16 protein-coding genes are annotated in these 16,046 nt (G+C 52.0%); 11 read left to right on the top strand and 5 right to left on the bottom strand.

Annotated elements, in window-relative coordinates:
• The 3 genes from EJE49_RS04060 to EJE49_RS04050 all read right to left on the bottom strand — a co-directional run bounded on the left by EJE49_RS04060 (position 1) and on the right by EJE49_RS04050 (position 3,181).
• Positions 1-789, bottom strand: coding sequence for a lysophospholipid acyltransferase family protein (locus tag EJE49_RS04060; protein ID WP_124949103.1), 789 nt, complete (start codon positions 787-789; stop codon positions 1-3).
• Positions 789-1,760: a chorismate transformation FkbO/Hyg5 family protein gene (locus EJE49_RS04055; RefSeq protein ID WP_223246741.1), complete on the bottom strand. Its 972-nt coding sequence runs from the start codon at positions 1,758-1,760 to the stop codon at positions 789-791. Before EJE49_RS04055 ends, EJE49_RS04060 begins: the two co-directional genes overlap by 1 nt.
• A gap of 77 nt (positions 1,761-1,837) precedes the next feature.
• Positions 1,838-3,181, bottom strand: coding sequence for an NAD(P)/FAD-dependent oxidoreductase (locus tag EJE49_RS04050; RefSeq protein WP_124949102.1), 1,344 nt, complete (start codon positions 3,179-3,181; stop codon positions 1,838-1,840).
• Positions 3,182-3,497: 316 nt separating this feature from the next.
• On the opposite strand from EJE49_RS04050, the gene EJE49_RS04045 reads away from it, so the two are divergent.
• From EJE49_RS04045 to fabG, 4 genes are read left to right on the top strand one after another with little or no spacing between them, the layout of a single operon-like run.
• Positions 3,498-4,691, top strand: a complete 1,194-nt coding sequence (locus EJE49_RS04045; protein ID WP_124949101.1) for a beta-ketoacyl-[acyl-carrier-protein] synthase family protein — start codon at positions 3,498-3,500, stop codon at positions 4,689-4,691.
• Positions 4,688-5,500 (top strand): beta-ketoacyl synthase chain length factor, encoded by an 813-nt coding sequence (locus EJE49_RS04040; protein ID WP_124949100.1) that lies wholly within the window; start codon positions 4,688-4,690, stop codon positions 5,498-5,500. The genes EJE49_RS04045 and EJE49_RS04040 overlap by 4 nt, the downstream gene beginning before the upstream one ends.
• Positions 5,494-5,970: a hotdog family protein gene (locus EJE49_RS04035; protein ID WP_124949099.1), complete on the top strand. Its 477-nt coding sequence runs from the start codon at positions 5,494-5,496 to the stop codon at positions 5,968-5,970. Before EJE49_RS04040 ends, EJE49_RS04035 begins: the two co-directional genes overlap by 7 nt.
• Entirely contained in the window at positions 5,967-6,686 is a 720-nt protein-coding gene (gene fabG, locus EJE49_RS04030; RefSeq protein ID WP_124949098.1) for a 3-oxoacyl-ACP reductase FabG, read from the top strand. The genes EJE49_RS04035 and fabG overlap by 4 nt, the downstream gene beginning before the upstream one ends.
• Positions 6,687-6,718: 32 nt before the next feature.
• On the opposite strand, the gene EJE49_RS04025 is transcribed toward fabG, so the two are convergent.
• Complete coding sequence (locus EJE49_RS04025; RefSeq protein WP_124949097.1) at positions 6,719-7,681, bottom strand: LysR family transcriptional regulator; 963 nt, start codon at positions 7,679-7,681, stop codon at positions 6,719-6,721.
• A 169-nt stretch (positions 7,682-7,850) separates the two neighbouring features.
• Between EJE49_RS04025 and EJE49_RS04020 the strand changes: the two genes are divergently transcribed.
• The 5 genes from EJE49_RS04020 to EJE49_RS04000 all read left to right on the top strand — a co-directional run bounded on the left by EJE49_RS04020 (position 7,851) and on the right by EJE49_RS04000 (position 13,306).
• Positions 7,851-9,272 (top strand): form I ribulose bisphosphate carboxylase large subunit, encoded by a 1,422-nt coding sequence (locus EJE49_RS04020; protein ID WP_124949096.1) that lies wholly within the window; start codon positions 7,851-7,853, stop codon positions 9,270-9,272.
• 72 nt (positions 9,273-9,344) lie between these two features.
• Positions 9,345-9,701, top strand: coding sequence for a ribulose bisphosphate carboxylase small subunit (locus tag EJE49_RS04015; protein WP_124949095.1), 357 nt, complete (start codon positions 9,345-9,347; stop codon positions 9,699-9,701).
• Between the two features lie 108 nt (positions 9,702-9,809).
• Positions 9,810-10,613 (top strand): CbbQ/NirQ/NorQ/GpvN family protein, encoded by an 804-nt coding sequence (locus EJE49_RS04010; RefSeq protein WP_124949094.1) that lies wholly within the window; start codon positions 9,810-9,812, stop codon positions 10,611-10,613.
• 66 nt (positions 10,614-10,679) lie between these two features.
• Complete coding sequence (locus tag EJE49_RS04005; RefSeq protein ID WP_124949093.1) at positions 10,680-13,007, top strand: nitric oxide reductase activation protein NorD; 2,328 nt, start codon at positions 10,680-10,682, stop codon at positions 13,005-13,007.
• Entirely contained in the window at positions 13,004-13,306 is a 303-nt protein-coding gene (locus EJE49_RS04000) for a hypothetical protein (RefSeq protein ID WP_124949092.1), read from the top strand. Before EJE49_RS04005 ends, EJE49_RS04000 begins: the two co-directional genes overlap by 4 nt.
• Positions 13,307-13,320: 14 nt before the next feature.
• Here EJE49_RS04000 and EJE49_RS03995 read toward each other — a convergent pair whose 3' ends face one another.
• On the bottom strand, positions 13,321-13,722 hold the full coding sequence (locus EJE49_RS03995) for a hypothetical protein (protein WP_124949091.1): 402 nt from the start codon (positions 13,720-13,722) through the stop codon (positions 13,321-13,323).
• Between the two features lie 234 nt (positions 13,723-13,956).
• Between EJE49_RS03995 and EJE49_RS03990 the strand changes: the two genes are divergently transcribed.
• Both EJE49_RS03990 and EJE49_RS03985 read left to right on the top strand, forming a co-directional pair.
• Complete coding sequence (locus EJE49_RS03990; protein ID WP_124949269.1) at positions 13,957-15,135, top strand: ketose-bisphosphate aldolase; 1,179 nt, start codon at positions 13,957-13,959, stop codon at positions 15,133-15,135.
• Between the two features lie 151 nt (positions 15,136-15,286).
• Positions 15,287-15,814, top strand: coding sequence for an adenine phosphoribosyltransferase (locus tag EJE49_RS03985; RefSeq protein ID WP_124949090.1), 528 nt, complete (start codon positions 15,287-15,289; stop codon positions 15,812-15,814).
• The last annotated feature ends 232 nt before the right edge of the window (positions 15,815-16,046 follow it).

Genomic DNA, 16,046 nt, shown 5'->3' with positions numbered 1-16,046 from the left:
CTACCCAGTTCGGCTATCGTTAACTGGTGTCAGCGTGCCGGTAGGATAAAACGCCGATCCCTGCACCAACTCGTTGGCAAAATAGTCCTGCAACTCAGCCATGAACTGCTGGGTATGCTGCGGCGCATCAAAACGCCGCCCCAGACGTACCCGATACGTAATGGGCATAACCGGCTTGCGGAACAGTGGCCAACCCTTACGCAGGTATTCGGTATCGGTTTCAATCAGGATAGTCTGCACAGGCACCTGTGCCTGATGCGCAATGAGCGCAATGCTGCCTTTCAACTGATTTACCGGGTTCTGCGTGGTACGTGTACCTTCCGGAAACAGCAACAAATGACTGCCATTCTGAAAGTCATCCACCGCCAGATGGACCATGTTACGCAGTGGCTCACTCGGAATGAAACGCGCCAAACGTGCCCCCGCTCCTAGAAAAATATTATTCATCAGGCTGGCCTTCATCACACAGGCGACATTGGGCAGGCGCGAAATCACCATGACAGCATCAAGCAGGCAGGGATGATTAGGTGCAAGTATTAACGGCGGTTCACCGCGCAATGCATCGAGCGCAGTGAGGTCAAAATGACAGCGGCGTGAAATACTGAGACTGGCAAGATACATGCGAAACGCAGACATAACCACCTTACGGCCAAGTATGCGTCCTCTGCGCACAGACAACAATGGATACAGCGGCACCGCAATCAACGTCCAGCCAATGCACAGCAGCCCGAGCCAGATCAAGCCAAGATAAAGCACAAGATAATCGTAAACAGCAATCAGACTGCGCATTATTTTACAGGCTGCGAGGCAGTGGCCTCGATTTCTATTAACAGATCCTGCCGGCACACATCCGCTTGCAGGAACACGGCCTGAAACGGCACCCCGATTTGCGCCAGCATGACATTACGGATGATGTCCAGGTCACGGCTTTGGCGTACATACACGCGATAAAACAAATTACCCAGCGTAAAGCTCGGTTGACCAAGCTGATCATTAGCCGCCTGAACTATCGCTGCAATATTTACCAATGTTTCACGCGTTTGCGCCGCCACATCAGCGGGATGCACAGTGGCGTGACCCACAATGCTGGCGGTACCCGACACAAACAGGACATCATCCGTACCTGTGCGTACCAGGCTGGCGCGAGAAAACGTCGGACTGCGTGGCCCGTAATTTTGCGGATATTCATAAGCACTGAGCTGACGCGGGTTTTCGATTGCCAAGGGTGGTGTATGCCCGGCCAGAAAGGCAATCGTCAACGGACCATCTGCCGAACCCAGCGCACAGGCGGCCGGCACATTACCCGCAACATCACGCGCGCTGGCGATAAAAGCATCCTGACGCCCCAGATTAAACTGCCGATAACGTTCCAGCCCGTGGCTGTAACCATTGATATCGGCCATATAATTCCAGAAACGATATACAAACGGGTAACCCAGCTTATCGAGTAACTCGAATATTTGCCGATAGGCGCGCTCAGTGGTTTGCTGCAGCGGACTGGCAGGATCAGTCTCAAGCACGCTTTCTTCAAGCTGAATGATGCCGAACAGTGTGTTGCCATCGTGACGATAACGTATTGCGTGATGCTGCCCGGCCACCGGCTCAACGTCGCTTAACCAGACCTCACAGCCAGCATCAGGTTGCATTGGCTCTGCATTGGATAGATTCATTTCAACGAGTGCGGTCATCGGCACCCGGATAAATGGCACATCAAAATTCACCGCTAGCGGGGCCGATGAAAAGCAGAGTGCGCCTAGCATCTTACTTTTCCACACTTCAGACTGATCCATCAATGCATCAAATAACAAGCACTGGCTTTTCAAAACACTTACACCCATTAGCGTACCTCGGCACCCGCGTCATCCAGGGTACGGATATTATGCTTACGCATGCGCCATGCCTTTACCGTACGCTTCAACTTAACCAAAGACCCCAGATAATACAGACTCTTGAATACCGCGATGGAACGCCAGATAGGTGTCTTGCCGAATATATCGCCAGCCAGCACCGAGAGCACGGCTTCTTTAGCACGCAAGATGTTACGCGGCCCCATGAACATATCGCGCATGGTCGGGTTAGTCATGCGATAAATAAACCAGGAAAACGCTTTCGGGCCTACGCGCATACTGCGATCAAACTTTTTCAGCGCCGCAGCCGCTTGTTCAGGGCAGCGCAGGCAGGTGTCAACCGTATCGGCACCGACAAAAGCGCTCTGCATCGCCAGCATCACCCCGGACGAAAACACCGGGTCGATGAAAGCATAGGCATCACCCAGCAACAGATAATTGTCGCCATAGGTACGGTCGCATACATAGGAAAAATTACCGGTTGCTTCAACAACTGAAGTCAGTTTGGCGGATTCCAGGCGCTGCACCAATTGCGGGCACATCGCGATAGTTTCATGAAAGAATGCTTCCAGCGGCTTTTTCCCGCGCGTTTTCAGGTAGTACGGCCAGGTCACTGCACCCACACTGGTCGTACCGTCAGCCAGTGGGATAAACCAGAACCAGCCATGCTCAAACCAGAATACGGTGATATGACCTTCGTTTTTTCCAGAATGGCGCTGTGCACCGGAAAAATGCGCATAAATCGCAGTACTGTTATGTTCTTTGTTACGATGCTTGGCCTTCAGACGATTACCCAGAAAAGTATCACGCCCGGATGCATCAAGAACAAAACGCGCATGCCAGGAGGCTACTCTGCCATCATCATACCGTGCCTGTATCACAGCACCGGCGGCATCCGGCAGGAAAGACACATCCTGCACCTGACAGCCTTCGATAACCGTCGCATTTTTAGCTGCTGCATTGCGAATCAGGATTTCATCAAACTCGGAACGGCGTACCTGATAAGCCATGGGCATGGATTTGTCCCAGGCATCAGCAAACTCGAATGTCTGTTGGTGATCGTGCCAGGGAGATACGAATTCAGCCCCCCACTTCTCCATACCGATAGCCTTGACGGCTTTAGCAACACCCAGCTTTTCAAGCAAAGGCAAATTGGCTGGCAGCAGCGATTCACCGATATGAAAGCGTGGATGGTGCGCTTTTTCCAGCAAAGTCACCTGATAGCCGCGCTCTGCCAGCAAGGTCGCCACGGTAGCGCCAGCGGGTCCACCACCGATCACGAGCACATCACATGAAGTGGGGTTGGTAGAAGGGTGTGTGGTGTTATTATTCATAAATAATTTGCTATAAATATCGGATAACATTTCCGTATGCAGGGGCTGATCCAATATAATCGACCAGATGAGTTCGCATCATACCAGACGCGATAAACCCATGGATTATGCATGTTAGCGTAAAGAATATACAACGTATGTGCGCTAGCGCACTGAACGTTTTTCCGTTCCACATGATGATGACCCTATGTGATTTTTGAAGGGTAATGCGATAATGCATGTACTATTCAAACGATATGCGCATGCCAGCACAACAAGTAAATTTGCACTATAGAAACCCGAATACAACCAGCTCACCATACTAAGAAAGATCGTATTGAAACCGTTGTTACTATCTCATTTCACTGCGACCAGCTGTATCGGACAAGGCTTGGATCAGACGCTGGATGCACTGATCCATAGCCGCTCCGGTCTGGCACCCTGCGCATTCGAGACAGTTGATCTGCCTACCTTTGTAGGCGAAGTCGCCGGTGTCGATGCGGTGTGCATAGCGTCACATCTCGCCGCCTTTGACTGCCGCAACAATCGACTGGCGCAGCTTGCCTTCACCCAGGATGGTTTTGCTGAAGCAGTGCAAGCTGCCGTCGCCAAATATGGTACGCAACGCATAGGCGTATTCATCGGTACCAGCACCTCCGGCATTCTGGAAACTGAGCTGGCATACCGGCGCCGCGACCCGATCAGCGGCGCATTACCCGATGACTTTCATTACAGCACCCAACACAATACATTTTCCGTGGCTGATTTTACCCGCCACTATTTTGGCCTGACCGGCCCGGCGGTAACGGTTTCATCGGCATGCTCGTCCAGTGCCAAAGTATTCAGCTCAGCGCGACGCATGATAGCAGCCGGACTGATCGATGCGGCAGTGGTCGGCGGTGTCGACTCGCTATGCCTGACCACCCTGTACGGCTTCAATTCGCTGGGTCTCACCGCAAGCCAGGCATGCCGACCGTACGATGCCGCGCGTGATGGCATCTCCATCGGCGAAGCTGGTGCATTTGCACTGCTCGAACAACCAACGGCGCAACTGGCTGACAATGCCATACTCTTGCTGGGTGTCGGTGAATCCAGTGATGCCTATCATATGTCCTCACCGCATCCGGAAGGTCTGGGCGCACGCATGGCGATGCAGGCCGCGCTGGATATGGCTGGCTTGCTGCCGAGCGACATCGATTACATCAACCTGCACGGCACCGCTACTCCCAGCAATGATGCTGCCGAGGGCAAAGCTGTCAGCGCCTTATTCGGCGCGGCCACCCCATGCAGTTCCACCAAGGGCGCTACTGGCCATACCTTGGGCGCAGCCGGTGCAGTTGAAGCGGTGATCTGCGCGTTAGCCTTGCAGCATGGCCTGCTCCCTGCCGGACTAAATACCCGACAACTGGACTCGGAGATCCCGCTCAACTATCTGCTGCACAACGGCACACAAGCCATTACCCGGGCCATGAGCAACTCGTTCGGCTTTGGCGGCACCAATTGCAGCCTGATTTTTGGACGCGTGCTATGAGTCAGTTGAACACACCTACGCTCACCGTCTACATCGACGGCATTGGCCTGCTCGGCCCCGGTCTGAACGGATGGCCGGACAGCGTGTCCATACTCACCGGGCAGCAACCCTATCTGAGCCAGACCACGATATTACCGTCACCCGTATTGTTAGCCGCAGCCGAACGCCGCCGCAGCGGCGCCATCGTCAAGCTCACGCTGGCAGCGGGACTGGAAGCCGTTACTGCAGCGAATCTCGACCCCGCCACCCTGCCCTGCGTGTACACCGCATCCGGTGGCGATGGCCAGAACTGTCATGAAATCTGCCAGGCACTGGCCTCAGATGATCGCGATATCTCCCCCACCCGTTTTCACAACTCGGTACACAATGCCGCTGCGGGTTACTGGAGCATTGCCACTGGTGCAATGACACCGATCTCGGTACTCTGCGCCTATGACGCCAGCTTCGGCGCAGGACTGCTGGAAGCGCTCACCCAGGCAATCGTGGATAACACCACCACACTACTCATCGCCAGCGACACTACTTATCCCGAGCCTTTGCACCACGTCCGCCCTATCCCGGATAACTTCGGAGTCGCCCTGGTGCTGTCTCCACAGAAAAGCACTCACAGCCTGGCCAAAATCAGCGTCAGCCTGACTGACGACAGTGCTCACCAACTCAACGATGCAGGGCTGGAACAATTACGGCTAAACATACCAGCAGCACGTAGCCTGCCTATGCTGCAAGCCTTGGCACAAGGACAAAACGAGCGGATCGTACTTGATTATTTTGACCACCTGCGCATTGCAGTGGAACTCAGTACATGCTGAATCCAGCCCAGCCTGATCATGCCTGGATAGAGGCCCACATCCCGCATCAGGGCACGATGTGCCTGCTCGATCACGTTACAATGTGGGATGCGGAGCATATCCAGTGCCGAGCCAGCAGTCACCGCCTGGCTGATAATCCGCTACGTTCGCGCGACCAGCTCAGCAGCGCCTGCGGCATCGAATATGCCGCCCAGGCTATGGCGGTACATGGTGCATTACTGGCACCCGCCGACAATGCCCGACCGCGTGCCGGCTTTCTAGTCAGCGTGCGCGGTGCCAATCTCCACGTACCCCGGCTGGATAACATTAACGCCGATCTCGACATAGTAGCGACCTGCATCCATAGCAGCGCCGACAACATCCTCTATCAATTCACCGTACATGCTGCCGGAGAGCTGCTAGTGGATGGGCGTGCCGCCGTGATGTTAAGCGCAGAAAATCAACTCCAGCTAACCGGAACACCCACATGAAAAACGCGCTCGTCACCGGCGGTAGCGGCGGTATAGGTGCGGCCATTTGCCGCCGCCTCGCTGCTGACGGCTACCACGTCTACATCCACGCCAACCGAAATCCGGCAACAGCGCAGGCCTTGGCCGAGGAGATTACAACAAACGGGGGTAGCGCACAGATCCTGGGATTCGACGTAACCGACAATCAGGCCGTGGTCGATGCACTCACCCCGCTGATCGAACACACACCCATCCAGGTACTGGTAAATAATGCCGGCATTCATGATGACGCCGTGTTTCCCGGCATGCGCATGGAGCAATGGCAGCGCGTCATGGACGTATCCGTGAATGGCTTCTACAACGTCACTCACACACTGATGATGCCGATGATCCGCAGCCGCTGGGGACGCATCATCAATGTGTCCTCGATCGCCGCCATCACCGGCAACCGTGGCCAGGTCAACTACTCCGCCGCCAAAGGCGCACTCAACTCCGCCACCAAATCGCTGGCGCAGGAAGTCGCCAGCCGCGGCATCACCGTCAACGCGGTCGCCCCCGGCATTATCGACACCACGATGAGCGAGCACGCCTTCGCCCCTGAAGACATCGCGCGCATGGTACCGATGAAACGCGCCGGCAAACCCGACGAAGTCGCCGACCTGATCAGCTTCCTCGCTTCGCCGCAAGCGGCGTATATTACCGGGCAGATTATTTCGATTAATGGCGGGATGATTTAGGGGCGGAAACACCAGTTACTGTAGTTTGAACCTTAGCCTGCGTTACCCGCTTTCGCACCTTGCCGGGAAAATCCCGGAAAATCCTTCATATAGCGCTCGGCCATAGGTCCGCTTTCCTTCTGTAGGAACTCCAGGAATGCGCGCGCTACGACAGAGAGTTGCTTGCCATTTGAGTACGCAACATGCCACTGGCGCGGAATGGGAAAGCCTTCCACATCGAGCACGGCCAGATCATCGCCACTTTTCTCCAGTGCCAGCGTATGTGCCGATAGTACCGAGACCCCCAACCCCCCAGCGACTGCCTGCTTGATAGCTTCATTACTACCCAGCTCCATCCTGACCTTGATGGGCAAACCACGCTCTTTGAAATAAGCTTCAGTGGCCAGGCGCGTGCCAGAACCTGATTCACGCATCAGAAACGGTTCCTCAGCGATCCGCTGCGCGGAAATATTTTTCTGGCCTGCCAGCACGTGAGTGTGCGGGGCGATGACGACCAATGGGTTATCCAGAAACGGTTCTACCCATACATCCATGTGCTCAGGCATCTGCCCGAGGATATACAGATCATCTTCATTACTCATCATGCGCTGGATCAGGCGTTCGCGGTTGGTCACCTTGATGGACACTTCGATACCGGGATAAAGGTCGCAAAACGGACCAAGCAGCCGGGGCACAAAGTATTTGGCGGTAGAAATAACGCCTACACGCAGCTTACCCGCTTTTACGCCCTTCATGTCCGAGACCAGCATCTCAAAGCGTGACAAACCCTCAAACAGACTATTAGACACACCCAGCAGTTCACGCCCCGCTTCAGTGAGAAAGATACGTTTACCTACTTGTTCGAGCAAAGGCAATCCAACGATCTCAGTCAGTTGCTTCATCTGAATAGAAACAGTAGGTTGCGTAAGATGAAGTTCTTCAGCAGCACGAGTGAAACTTAGATTACGCGCAACGACTTCGAAAATCTTCAGTTGATGTAACGTTGCATGCTTCATGTATGAATTTCACCAAATAATTAATCATTGATAATAATCTATCATAAGCATTCAAAATTACAATTATTATTTATCATTATCGCTTGCTATAGTTGCACCAAGCTCAAGTGAGCCACACGCTGAACCTAACGGGAAAGCACATTGTTTCAACCTTGGAAGGAGATCTTCAATGGCTGTAAAATCATACAACGCTGGTGTTAAAGAATATCGCCAGACTTACTGGACGCCAGAATACACACCGCTGGATACCGACATATTGGCTTGCTTCAAAATCACACCACAAGCCGGTGTTGATCGCGAAGAAGTTGCTGCTGCTGTTGCTGCAGAATCATCAACCGGCACATGGACCACTGTATGGACCGACCTGTTGACTGATCTGGACTACTACAAAGGTCGCGCATATCGTATAGAAGACGTACCGGGTGATGACACCTGCTTCTACGCTTTCGTGGCTTACCCAATCGACCTGTTCGAAGAAGGTTCTGTTGTTAACGTGCTGACCTCTTTGGTTGGTAACGTATTCGGTTTCAAAGCATTGCGCGCTCTGCGTCTGGAAGACGTACGCTTCCCAATCGCTTATGTTAAGACCTGTGGCGGACCTCCTGCCGGTATCCAGGTAGAGCGTGACCGTATGAACAAATATGGCCGTCCTCTGCTGGGTTGCACCATCAAGCCTAAGCTGGGTCTGTCTGCTAAAAACTACGGCCGTGCAGTATACGAGTGCTTGCGTGGCGGTCTGGACTTCACCAAAGACGACGAAAACGTTAACAGCCAACCATTCATGCGCTGGCGTGATCGTTTCGAATTCGTCCACGAAGCGACTATCAAAGCTGAGCGTGAAACCGGGGAGCGTAAAGGTCACTACCTGAACGTTACCGCTCCTACACCGGAAGAAATGTACAAGCGTGCTGAGTTTGCTAAAGAAATCGGCGCACCGATCATTATGCATGACTACCTGACCGGCGGTTTGACTGCTAACACAGGCCTGGCTAACTGGTGTCGTGATAACGGTATGCTGTTGCACATTCACCGTGCTATGCACGCTGTGCTTGACCGCAACCCGCACCACGGTATTCACTTCCGCGTATTGACCAAAGTATTGCGTTTGTCTGGTGGTGATCACCTGCACTCAGGTACTGTGGTTGGTAAATTGGAAGGCGATCGTGAAGCAACTTTGGGTTGGATCGACACTATGCGTGACGATTTCATCAAAGAAGATCGTAGCCGTGGTCTGTTCTTCGATCAAGACTGGGGTTCTATGCCTGGTGTGATCCCTGTTGCTTCTGGTGGTATCCACGTTTGGCACATGCCAGCACTGGTTAACATCTTCGGTGATGACTCAGTGTTGCAATTCGGTGGCGGTACATTAGGTCACCCATGGGGCAATGCGGCAGGTGCTGCAGCGAACCGTGTAGCGTTGGAAGCTTGTGTGGAAGCGCGTAACAAGGGTGTTCAGATTGAAAAAGAAGGTAAAGACATCCTGACTAAAGCTGCTGCTAATAGCCCAGAACTGAAAATCGCTATGGAAACATGGAAAGAAATCAAGTTTGAATTCGACACAGTCGATAAATTGGACATTGCTCACAAGTAAAACCAATCTGGTTTTGTGACGGCAGGTTGTCGTCACAAAATTTAATGAACTAATTGTTTAAAAGGATAAATCATGTCTGAAGTTATGGATTACAAATCGCGTTTAAGCGATCCTGCTAGCCGTAAGTTTGAAACTTTTTCTTACTTGCCAGCGATGTCTGAAGACGACATCAAAAAGCAAGTTGAGTATCTGATTTCCAAAGGCTGGAACCCAGCTATTGAACACATCGAGCCACAATACTTGATGGATTCATACTGGTACATGTGGAAACTGCCTATGTTCGGCGAAACTGACGCGAACGTAGTGATAGCTGAAGCGTTGGCTTGCCACAAAGCTAACCCTGACAACCATGTGCGTTTGATTGGTTATAACAACTTCAATCAGTCCCAGGGTGCGTCTATGGTTATTTACCGCGGCAAGACTGTTTAATTAAACAGTTTAAGTTTAGCGGCGCGGGTTAACCGTGAACAGACCCCCGTTACCCGCAAGTGACGGGGGTCTTTTTCTATCAATCGTTCAATGTATTGGATATAAAACATGAATGACATCATCAAACAGTATGTAATTGAAAAAGAACCTTATTATCGTCCTGTTGCGGACGAAGTCGAGCTGTATGAAGCGACTTATGCCGTGCGTATGCCGATGATGTTAAAAGGTCCGACCGGATGCGGTAAAACGCGTTTTGTTGAACACATGGCTTGGAAATTGAACAAACCCCTGATTACTGTGGCATGTAACGAAGACATGACCGCTTCCGATCTGGTCGGACGTTTTCTACTGGATGCATCCGGCACTCGCTGGCAGGATGGTCCACTGGCGATTGCTGCGCGTTATGGTGCGATTTGCTACCTGGATGAAGTCGTTGAAGCTCGCCAGGATACTACCGTCGTTATCCACCCATTAACTGACGCGCGTCGCGTATTGCCACTGGAAAAGAAAGGTGAACTGATCCAGGCTCACCCTGATTTCCAGTTGGTAATTTCGTACAACCCAGGCTATCAGAGCCTGATGAAAGATTTGAAACAATCCACCAAACAGCGTTTCGGTGCTTTGGATTTCAATTATCCGCAGCATGATATTGAAACTGAAATCGTATCCCACGAAACTGGTGTATCCAGTGAAGTCGCCAGCAAATTGGTATCGATTGCAGAACGCGCCCGCAATTTGAAAGGTCATGGCCTGGATGAAGGTATTTCAACCCGTATGCTGATTTACGCAGGATCATTGATCGCTACCGGCGTGAATCCACATGCAGCATGTCGCGTAACACTGGTGCGTCCGATCACGGATGACCCGGATATGCGTGATGCACTGGATGCAGCAGTTACCACTTTCTTTTAATGACCGCATGGGCTACATGCCCATTCGGCGTTCATATTGACAGCTTAGTTAAGGTTAAAACCAACGATGAGCATTAACCTCGAAGACTATCAAGACATATTAGGCGAACTCTCGGAATCTTCGCAGCGCATTCTGGAAGCCTCGTGGCATGAGGCCGCCAAAGTGTTCAGCTCACAAGGCCTGAGCCACTACCTGCAAGGCGCGCGTTCGCTCAAAAATCTGGGCCGCGGTTGTGAGCTGGTGGCGACTTTCATCCAGGAAGCACCGAAGATCGGCAAAGAAATAGGCGAAGACATCATTCCTGACCTGGTGCATACGGGCATGATGATGGCATCAAAAACCAGCGGCGCGGTGATAGAACGTATCTTCGCTACGGCTGCCATTGCGGCTAATCGTCTTGGCGATGAGCAGATGTTTCGCAGTTATTTGCAACTGTTGAATCAGTTGATTTCGCAAGCACCGCGCGGCATACGCCCGATGCTGGATAATCTTGAGCCTTTGCTGAGTCAGTTAACCTTAGGTGGCTTGCGTCGCTGGGCGATGTGGGGTGCACAAGCGCATCGTACTGACTATCCTGAGCAAGTGCGGTACTTTGGCCTGGAAAGCAAAGAATCACAGGCCATGTTGCAGCAAGAACGCAAAGGCACACTGTTTGTCGATATGCATCGCCGTATCAATATGTATTTGCGAGCATTATGGGCACGCGATTTTTTCATGCGCCCAACCTCTGGCGACTTTGAAAACCGACAAGGCTACAAGCCTTTTATCGAAAATTATCTGATGCATTTACCCGATGCATTTGATGATTTTGAAGGTGTATCCGGCATGGAAATTTACCGTGCTACAGCGGCCCACTGCGCTGCGCATCTGGTTTACACAAAAAACCCTATTTCCGCCGAAAGCCTCAACCCCATGCAAATGGCGGTCATTTCGGTAGTGGAAGACGCTCGTGTAGAGCAATTGGCGATCAATGCTTTCCCGGGTATGCGCCAGTTGTGGGCATCATTGCATATTGCCCAGCCTACGCAAGCAAAAACTTTTGGCGATTATTTGAATCGTATCGCTAGAGCTTTGCTCGATCCAGGTTATGAAGATACGCATCCGCTCATTGTGAAAGCGCGGGAATTATTTGCCGCAGAACAAAGCCGACTAGCTGATAACCAGATGGCATGGGATATCGGCGTGACACTGGCACACGAGTTATCGTTGCTGCGCATCCCGTTCCAGCCTCGCACGGATCTGCTGACTTCACCTTATCGTGACGACAACCGCTATTTCTGGGAATTCGAAGAGTTCGACTTTAACCAGGCAGAGGCGGCGGGTTATGAATCGGTCAAGCAAGTACGTAAATACGTCAATGTCATGGAAATGGTCAATGAAATTGACTGCGAATTGGCCGGCGATGACGCGCAAGAGATCTGGGTACTGGGTACAGAATTGCACCCTTACGAAGAAACTGGCCAAAGTTACAACGAAACCGAGGGCAAAGAACCGGTTTCGGACCCCTATCACTATTCCGAGTGGGATTACCAGATTCAACTGGAGCGCCCTGCCTGGGCGACAGTGCTGGAAAAACGCGCCAAATCGGGCGACATGCAGATTATCGACGATATTGTCGCGCAGCATAAACGCACCATCGGCCGGCTCAAATTCCTGCTCGACGCGATGCAACCACAAGGTGTTACCCGTATCCGCAAACTGGAAGACGGCGACGAAGTGGATATCAACGCCGCGATACGCTCGATGATCGATGTACGCATGAACATGCAACCCGACACCCGCATCATGATGCGCTCGGTGCGCAAAGTGCGCGACATTTCAGTCATGGTGCTGATTGACTTGTCCGAATCGACCAATGAAAAAGTGGCCGGACAGGAATACAGCGTGCTTGATCTGACCCGACAGGCTGCCGTTTTACTGGCGGATGCGATTAATAAGGTAGGCGACCCGTTTGCCATACATGGCTTCTGTTCAGATGGACGTCACAACGTCGAGTATCACCGCTTTAAGGATTTTGACCAGCCTTACAACGATACGGCTAAATCCAAATTGGCAGGGATGACCGGACAATTATCCACCCGCATGGGCGCGGCGATACGTCATGCCGGGCATTATTTGAAATTACAGAAGTCATCCAAAAAGCTGTTATTGGTGATTACCGATGGTGAGCCGGCAGATATCGACGTACGCGACCCACAGTATTTGCGCTTTGATACGAAAAAAGCTGTAGAAGAAGTGGCGCGCTCCGGCGTGGTCACGTATTGTATGAGCCTGGACCCGCGCGCTGACCAATATGTGTCACGTATCTTTGGTGCGCGGAATTACATGGTAGTGGATCACGTTGAACGCTTACCTGAAAAACTACCAGCACTTTACGCAGGATTAACACGATGACACAACAGTTTTATGTCGGTATCGACAATGACAACAAAGGTGGCTTGACCCATTTGGGACGCATGGTACGGGATGCCTGGGTATTCGGCATCATTCCCGATACGGAAACCTGTGAAGGTTGGGATGGTGCACGTATGCAGGGCCTGTATGAAAAGGTTTACGCTGCCTGGGAACCGTATGCCCACCTGCCGAGCCGGTTGCCGGAAGAGTTGCGCGAGAAGCACGCCAAGCTGTATGCCGAAGCCATCAATGCAGCACGTGCTGATGGCTGGGATGCAGAACTGGGCGAAGACGAGTAATGCTCAACCCGGCGCTAAGGTGCCGGGAATTTAAGCACCTGCGCCGCGCCCTCGATTCTGGATTTACTTGCCAGAGCGTTAAGCGCACGGGGCAATTCAGCTTGCAGGCGCGGCATAAGGTTTTTAGCGTTCGCTTGATAGTACACAGCTTCATACGCAACAGGCTCGTCCAGCGCAACCCGCGCCTGCGGATGAAAATGACGCCAGGCAATGTCTATCCAGCATTTGCGTTCGCCGTCCAGAAACACCAGCTCCTCGGCATCGAGGATAGCCAGATACTGCATGGCACGGATAGGAATAATCAGGTTACCGGTATTACTGCGGGACAGTAGTGTAAACGCCAGATTATAGGTAGCAGCAGGCAACTGCAGTAACTCGCTGGCCACTGCCTGATCACGATAGCAGGTAATAATCATAATGACATCTCCTTCAACAGAGCATGCGATACGAGTCAGTAAAATTGTACAGCGAATTGCCGTACCTTAATCAGGTAAGCAACATATGGACCATTTATCTACACACATGATTTGAGCGACACCCTCATGAGGATGAGGCCAAAAAATGAATAAGCTGATGCAAAACATTATCGGATGCACCGCCATCGTAAGCAATTACGGGCAGACCCATTTATCATGCATCAAGGTGACATCATGCCGCTAACACACATGGCAGACATGCTAAATCACGCTTACCGTCACGGTTATGCTGTAGGCGCGTTTAACGTATCCAACTTCGATTTCCTTGAAGGCGTACTGGCAGCAGCCGAAACATGTCGCGCCCCGGTCATCCTCAACATTCCGGAATCGCATCTCAAACATGACAACTTTGAAATGCTAATGGCCGCTATCGTCACTGGCGCACGTCGCGCCACAGTGCCGGTTGCTATTAGCCTCGATCATGGCACCAACATGGAAACTGCTGTCAGAGGCATTAAGGCGGGTTGCAATGCAGTAATGATAGATGCCTCTGCCCTGCCGCTGGATGAAAATCTGCGTTGCACCAAAACAGTCGTGGAAATGGCTCACGCTTGCGGTGCGGCAGTAGAGGGTGAATTAGGATACGTACCCTGGGTCGCAAGCGACGGCGGCGAAAAGCCAGCCGAAGAGATCGCTTACACCTTGCCCGCCGAAGCCAAAGCGTTCGTCGAACGCACCGGTGTAGACTGCCTCGCAGTCTCCATAGGCACCATACATGGCTTATTGCACGGCACGCCCAAGCTGGATATCACCCGACTCAACAAGATCAACGAAGCCGTTGGTATTCCGTTGGTCATCCATGGCGGCACCGGTCTCACTGATGATCAATTCCGGAAACTGGTCGCGCATGGCGTGGCTAAAATCAACTACTACACGGCACTAACCGATGTGGCCGGCACCAGCATCCGTACCCAGCTGCAAAATCACCCGAATGGCAGCTACCCTCAGCTGACCTCGGGCGTACGCGATGCCATTAGCAACCAGATTGAACGCATGATGCGCCTGTGGGGCAGTGGCGGGCGTGCAGCCGAGGTGCTGCAACGCTGCCGCGTGTGGCAGGAAGTAGAGCAAATTGCATTCTATGAGGTGCCCGAGAACATGGATGAAGCGCAGGTCGTCGCCATCATGCACCGAGGTCAGGCTGCGTTAAGCGCCACCCCGGGAATACGGAAAGTCCGCACCGGGAAATCACAACAGCCGGATGGCCACTACCGTTATTACTGGATCATCCGTTTTGCCAGTCAGGAAGCGGCTGACCGCTATCGCGCACAGCCTTCGCACCTGCAATTCGCTGACAAAACGCTACGCCCTATTAGCACCGAACTGCATACGATAGACTATATAGCCATTTGAGCAATAGCGTGGACGCATACCCTTGCGTTCACCAAAATTGCCACCACTTTAAGTGATACTAGCGCAGCAAATTTAAGCCCACCTGGCAAAACACGCCATTTGCAGCCATACTTGCCCCATTCTGCGTCCAGCTCCAACCAATCCAATCAGCATGCCTATCAAATCACGCATACGTACCGTTCCCCATTATCCCAAGCCGGGGATTATGTTTCGAGACATAACAACACTGTTAAAAGATCCGACTGGTTTTAGAATTACGATCAATGAGTTAGCGAGTCGTTATGCAAATACAAAAATAGATATAGTTGCCGGTATTGAAGCCCGTGGCTTTATCATAGGCGCTGCACTGGCCTATCAGCTGGGTGTGGGTTTTGTGCCTATCCGCAAGCAGGGCAAACTCCCAGCTGCTACACTTAACCAGGACTACTCATTAGAATATGGCACCGATCGTATCGAAATGCATATCGATGCAATATCCGCAGGCGATCGCATACTGCTGGTTGACGACCTGATCGCCACCGGCGGAACAGCCGAAGCAGCCTGCAGACTAATTAAGCGTGCGCATGGTCAAATAGTAGAATGCTGCTTTGTTATCGACCTGCCTGATCTGGGCGGGCGGGCCCGCCTGGAACAACAGGGGCATACCGTATTCGCATTATGCGAATTTGTAGGTGATTGAAGAAATTACCGCTAGCGCATGGCGTTACGCTACGCCATGCAATTTTTGTTAAGCGATTCTGTTAGAATGCTCCACTATGCTTAATAAGAATTTACTAAAAATGCTGCAGGAAAATGACCGTGACGAGAACTCGTCTGGTTATTTAAATAAAACAAAATCGGGTAATACAGTATTGATTTTTTCAGAAAGAAGCATCAGAAAACAAAAGGTTACGCCAATAACACTGCGTAAC

Origin of the sequence: Sulfuriferula thiophila (assembly GCF_003864975.1) — a bacterium.
Taxonomy (GTDB): domain Bacteria; phylum Pseudomonadota; class Gammaproteobacteria; order Burkholderiales; family Sulfuriferulaceae; genus Sulfuriferula; species Sulfuriferula thiophila.
The sequence above is the reverse complement of the archived record's forward strand: the minus strand, read 5'-3'. Positions and strand labels throughout refer to the sequence as shown.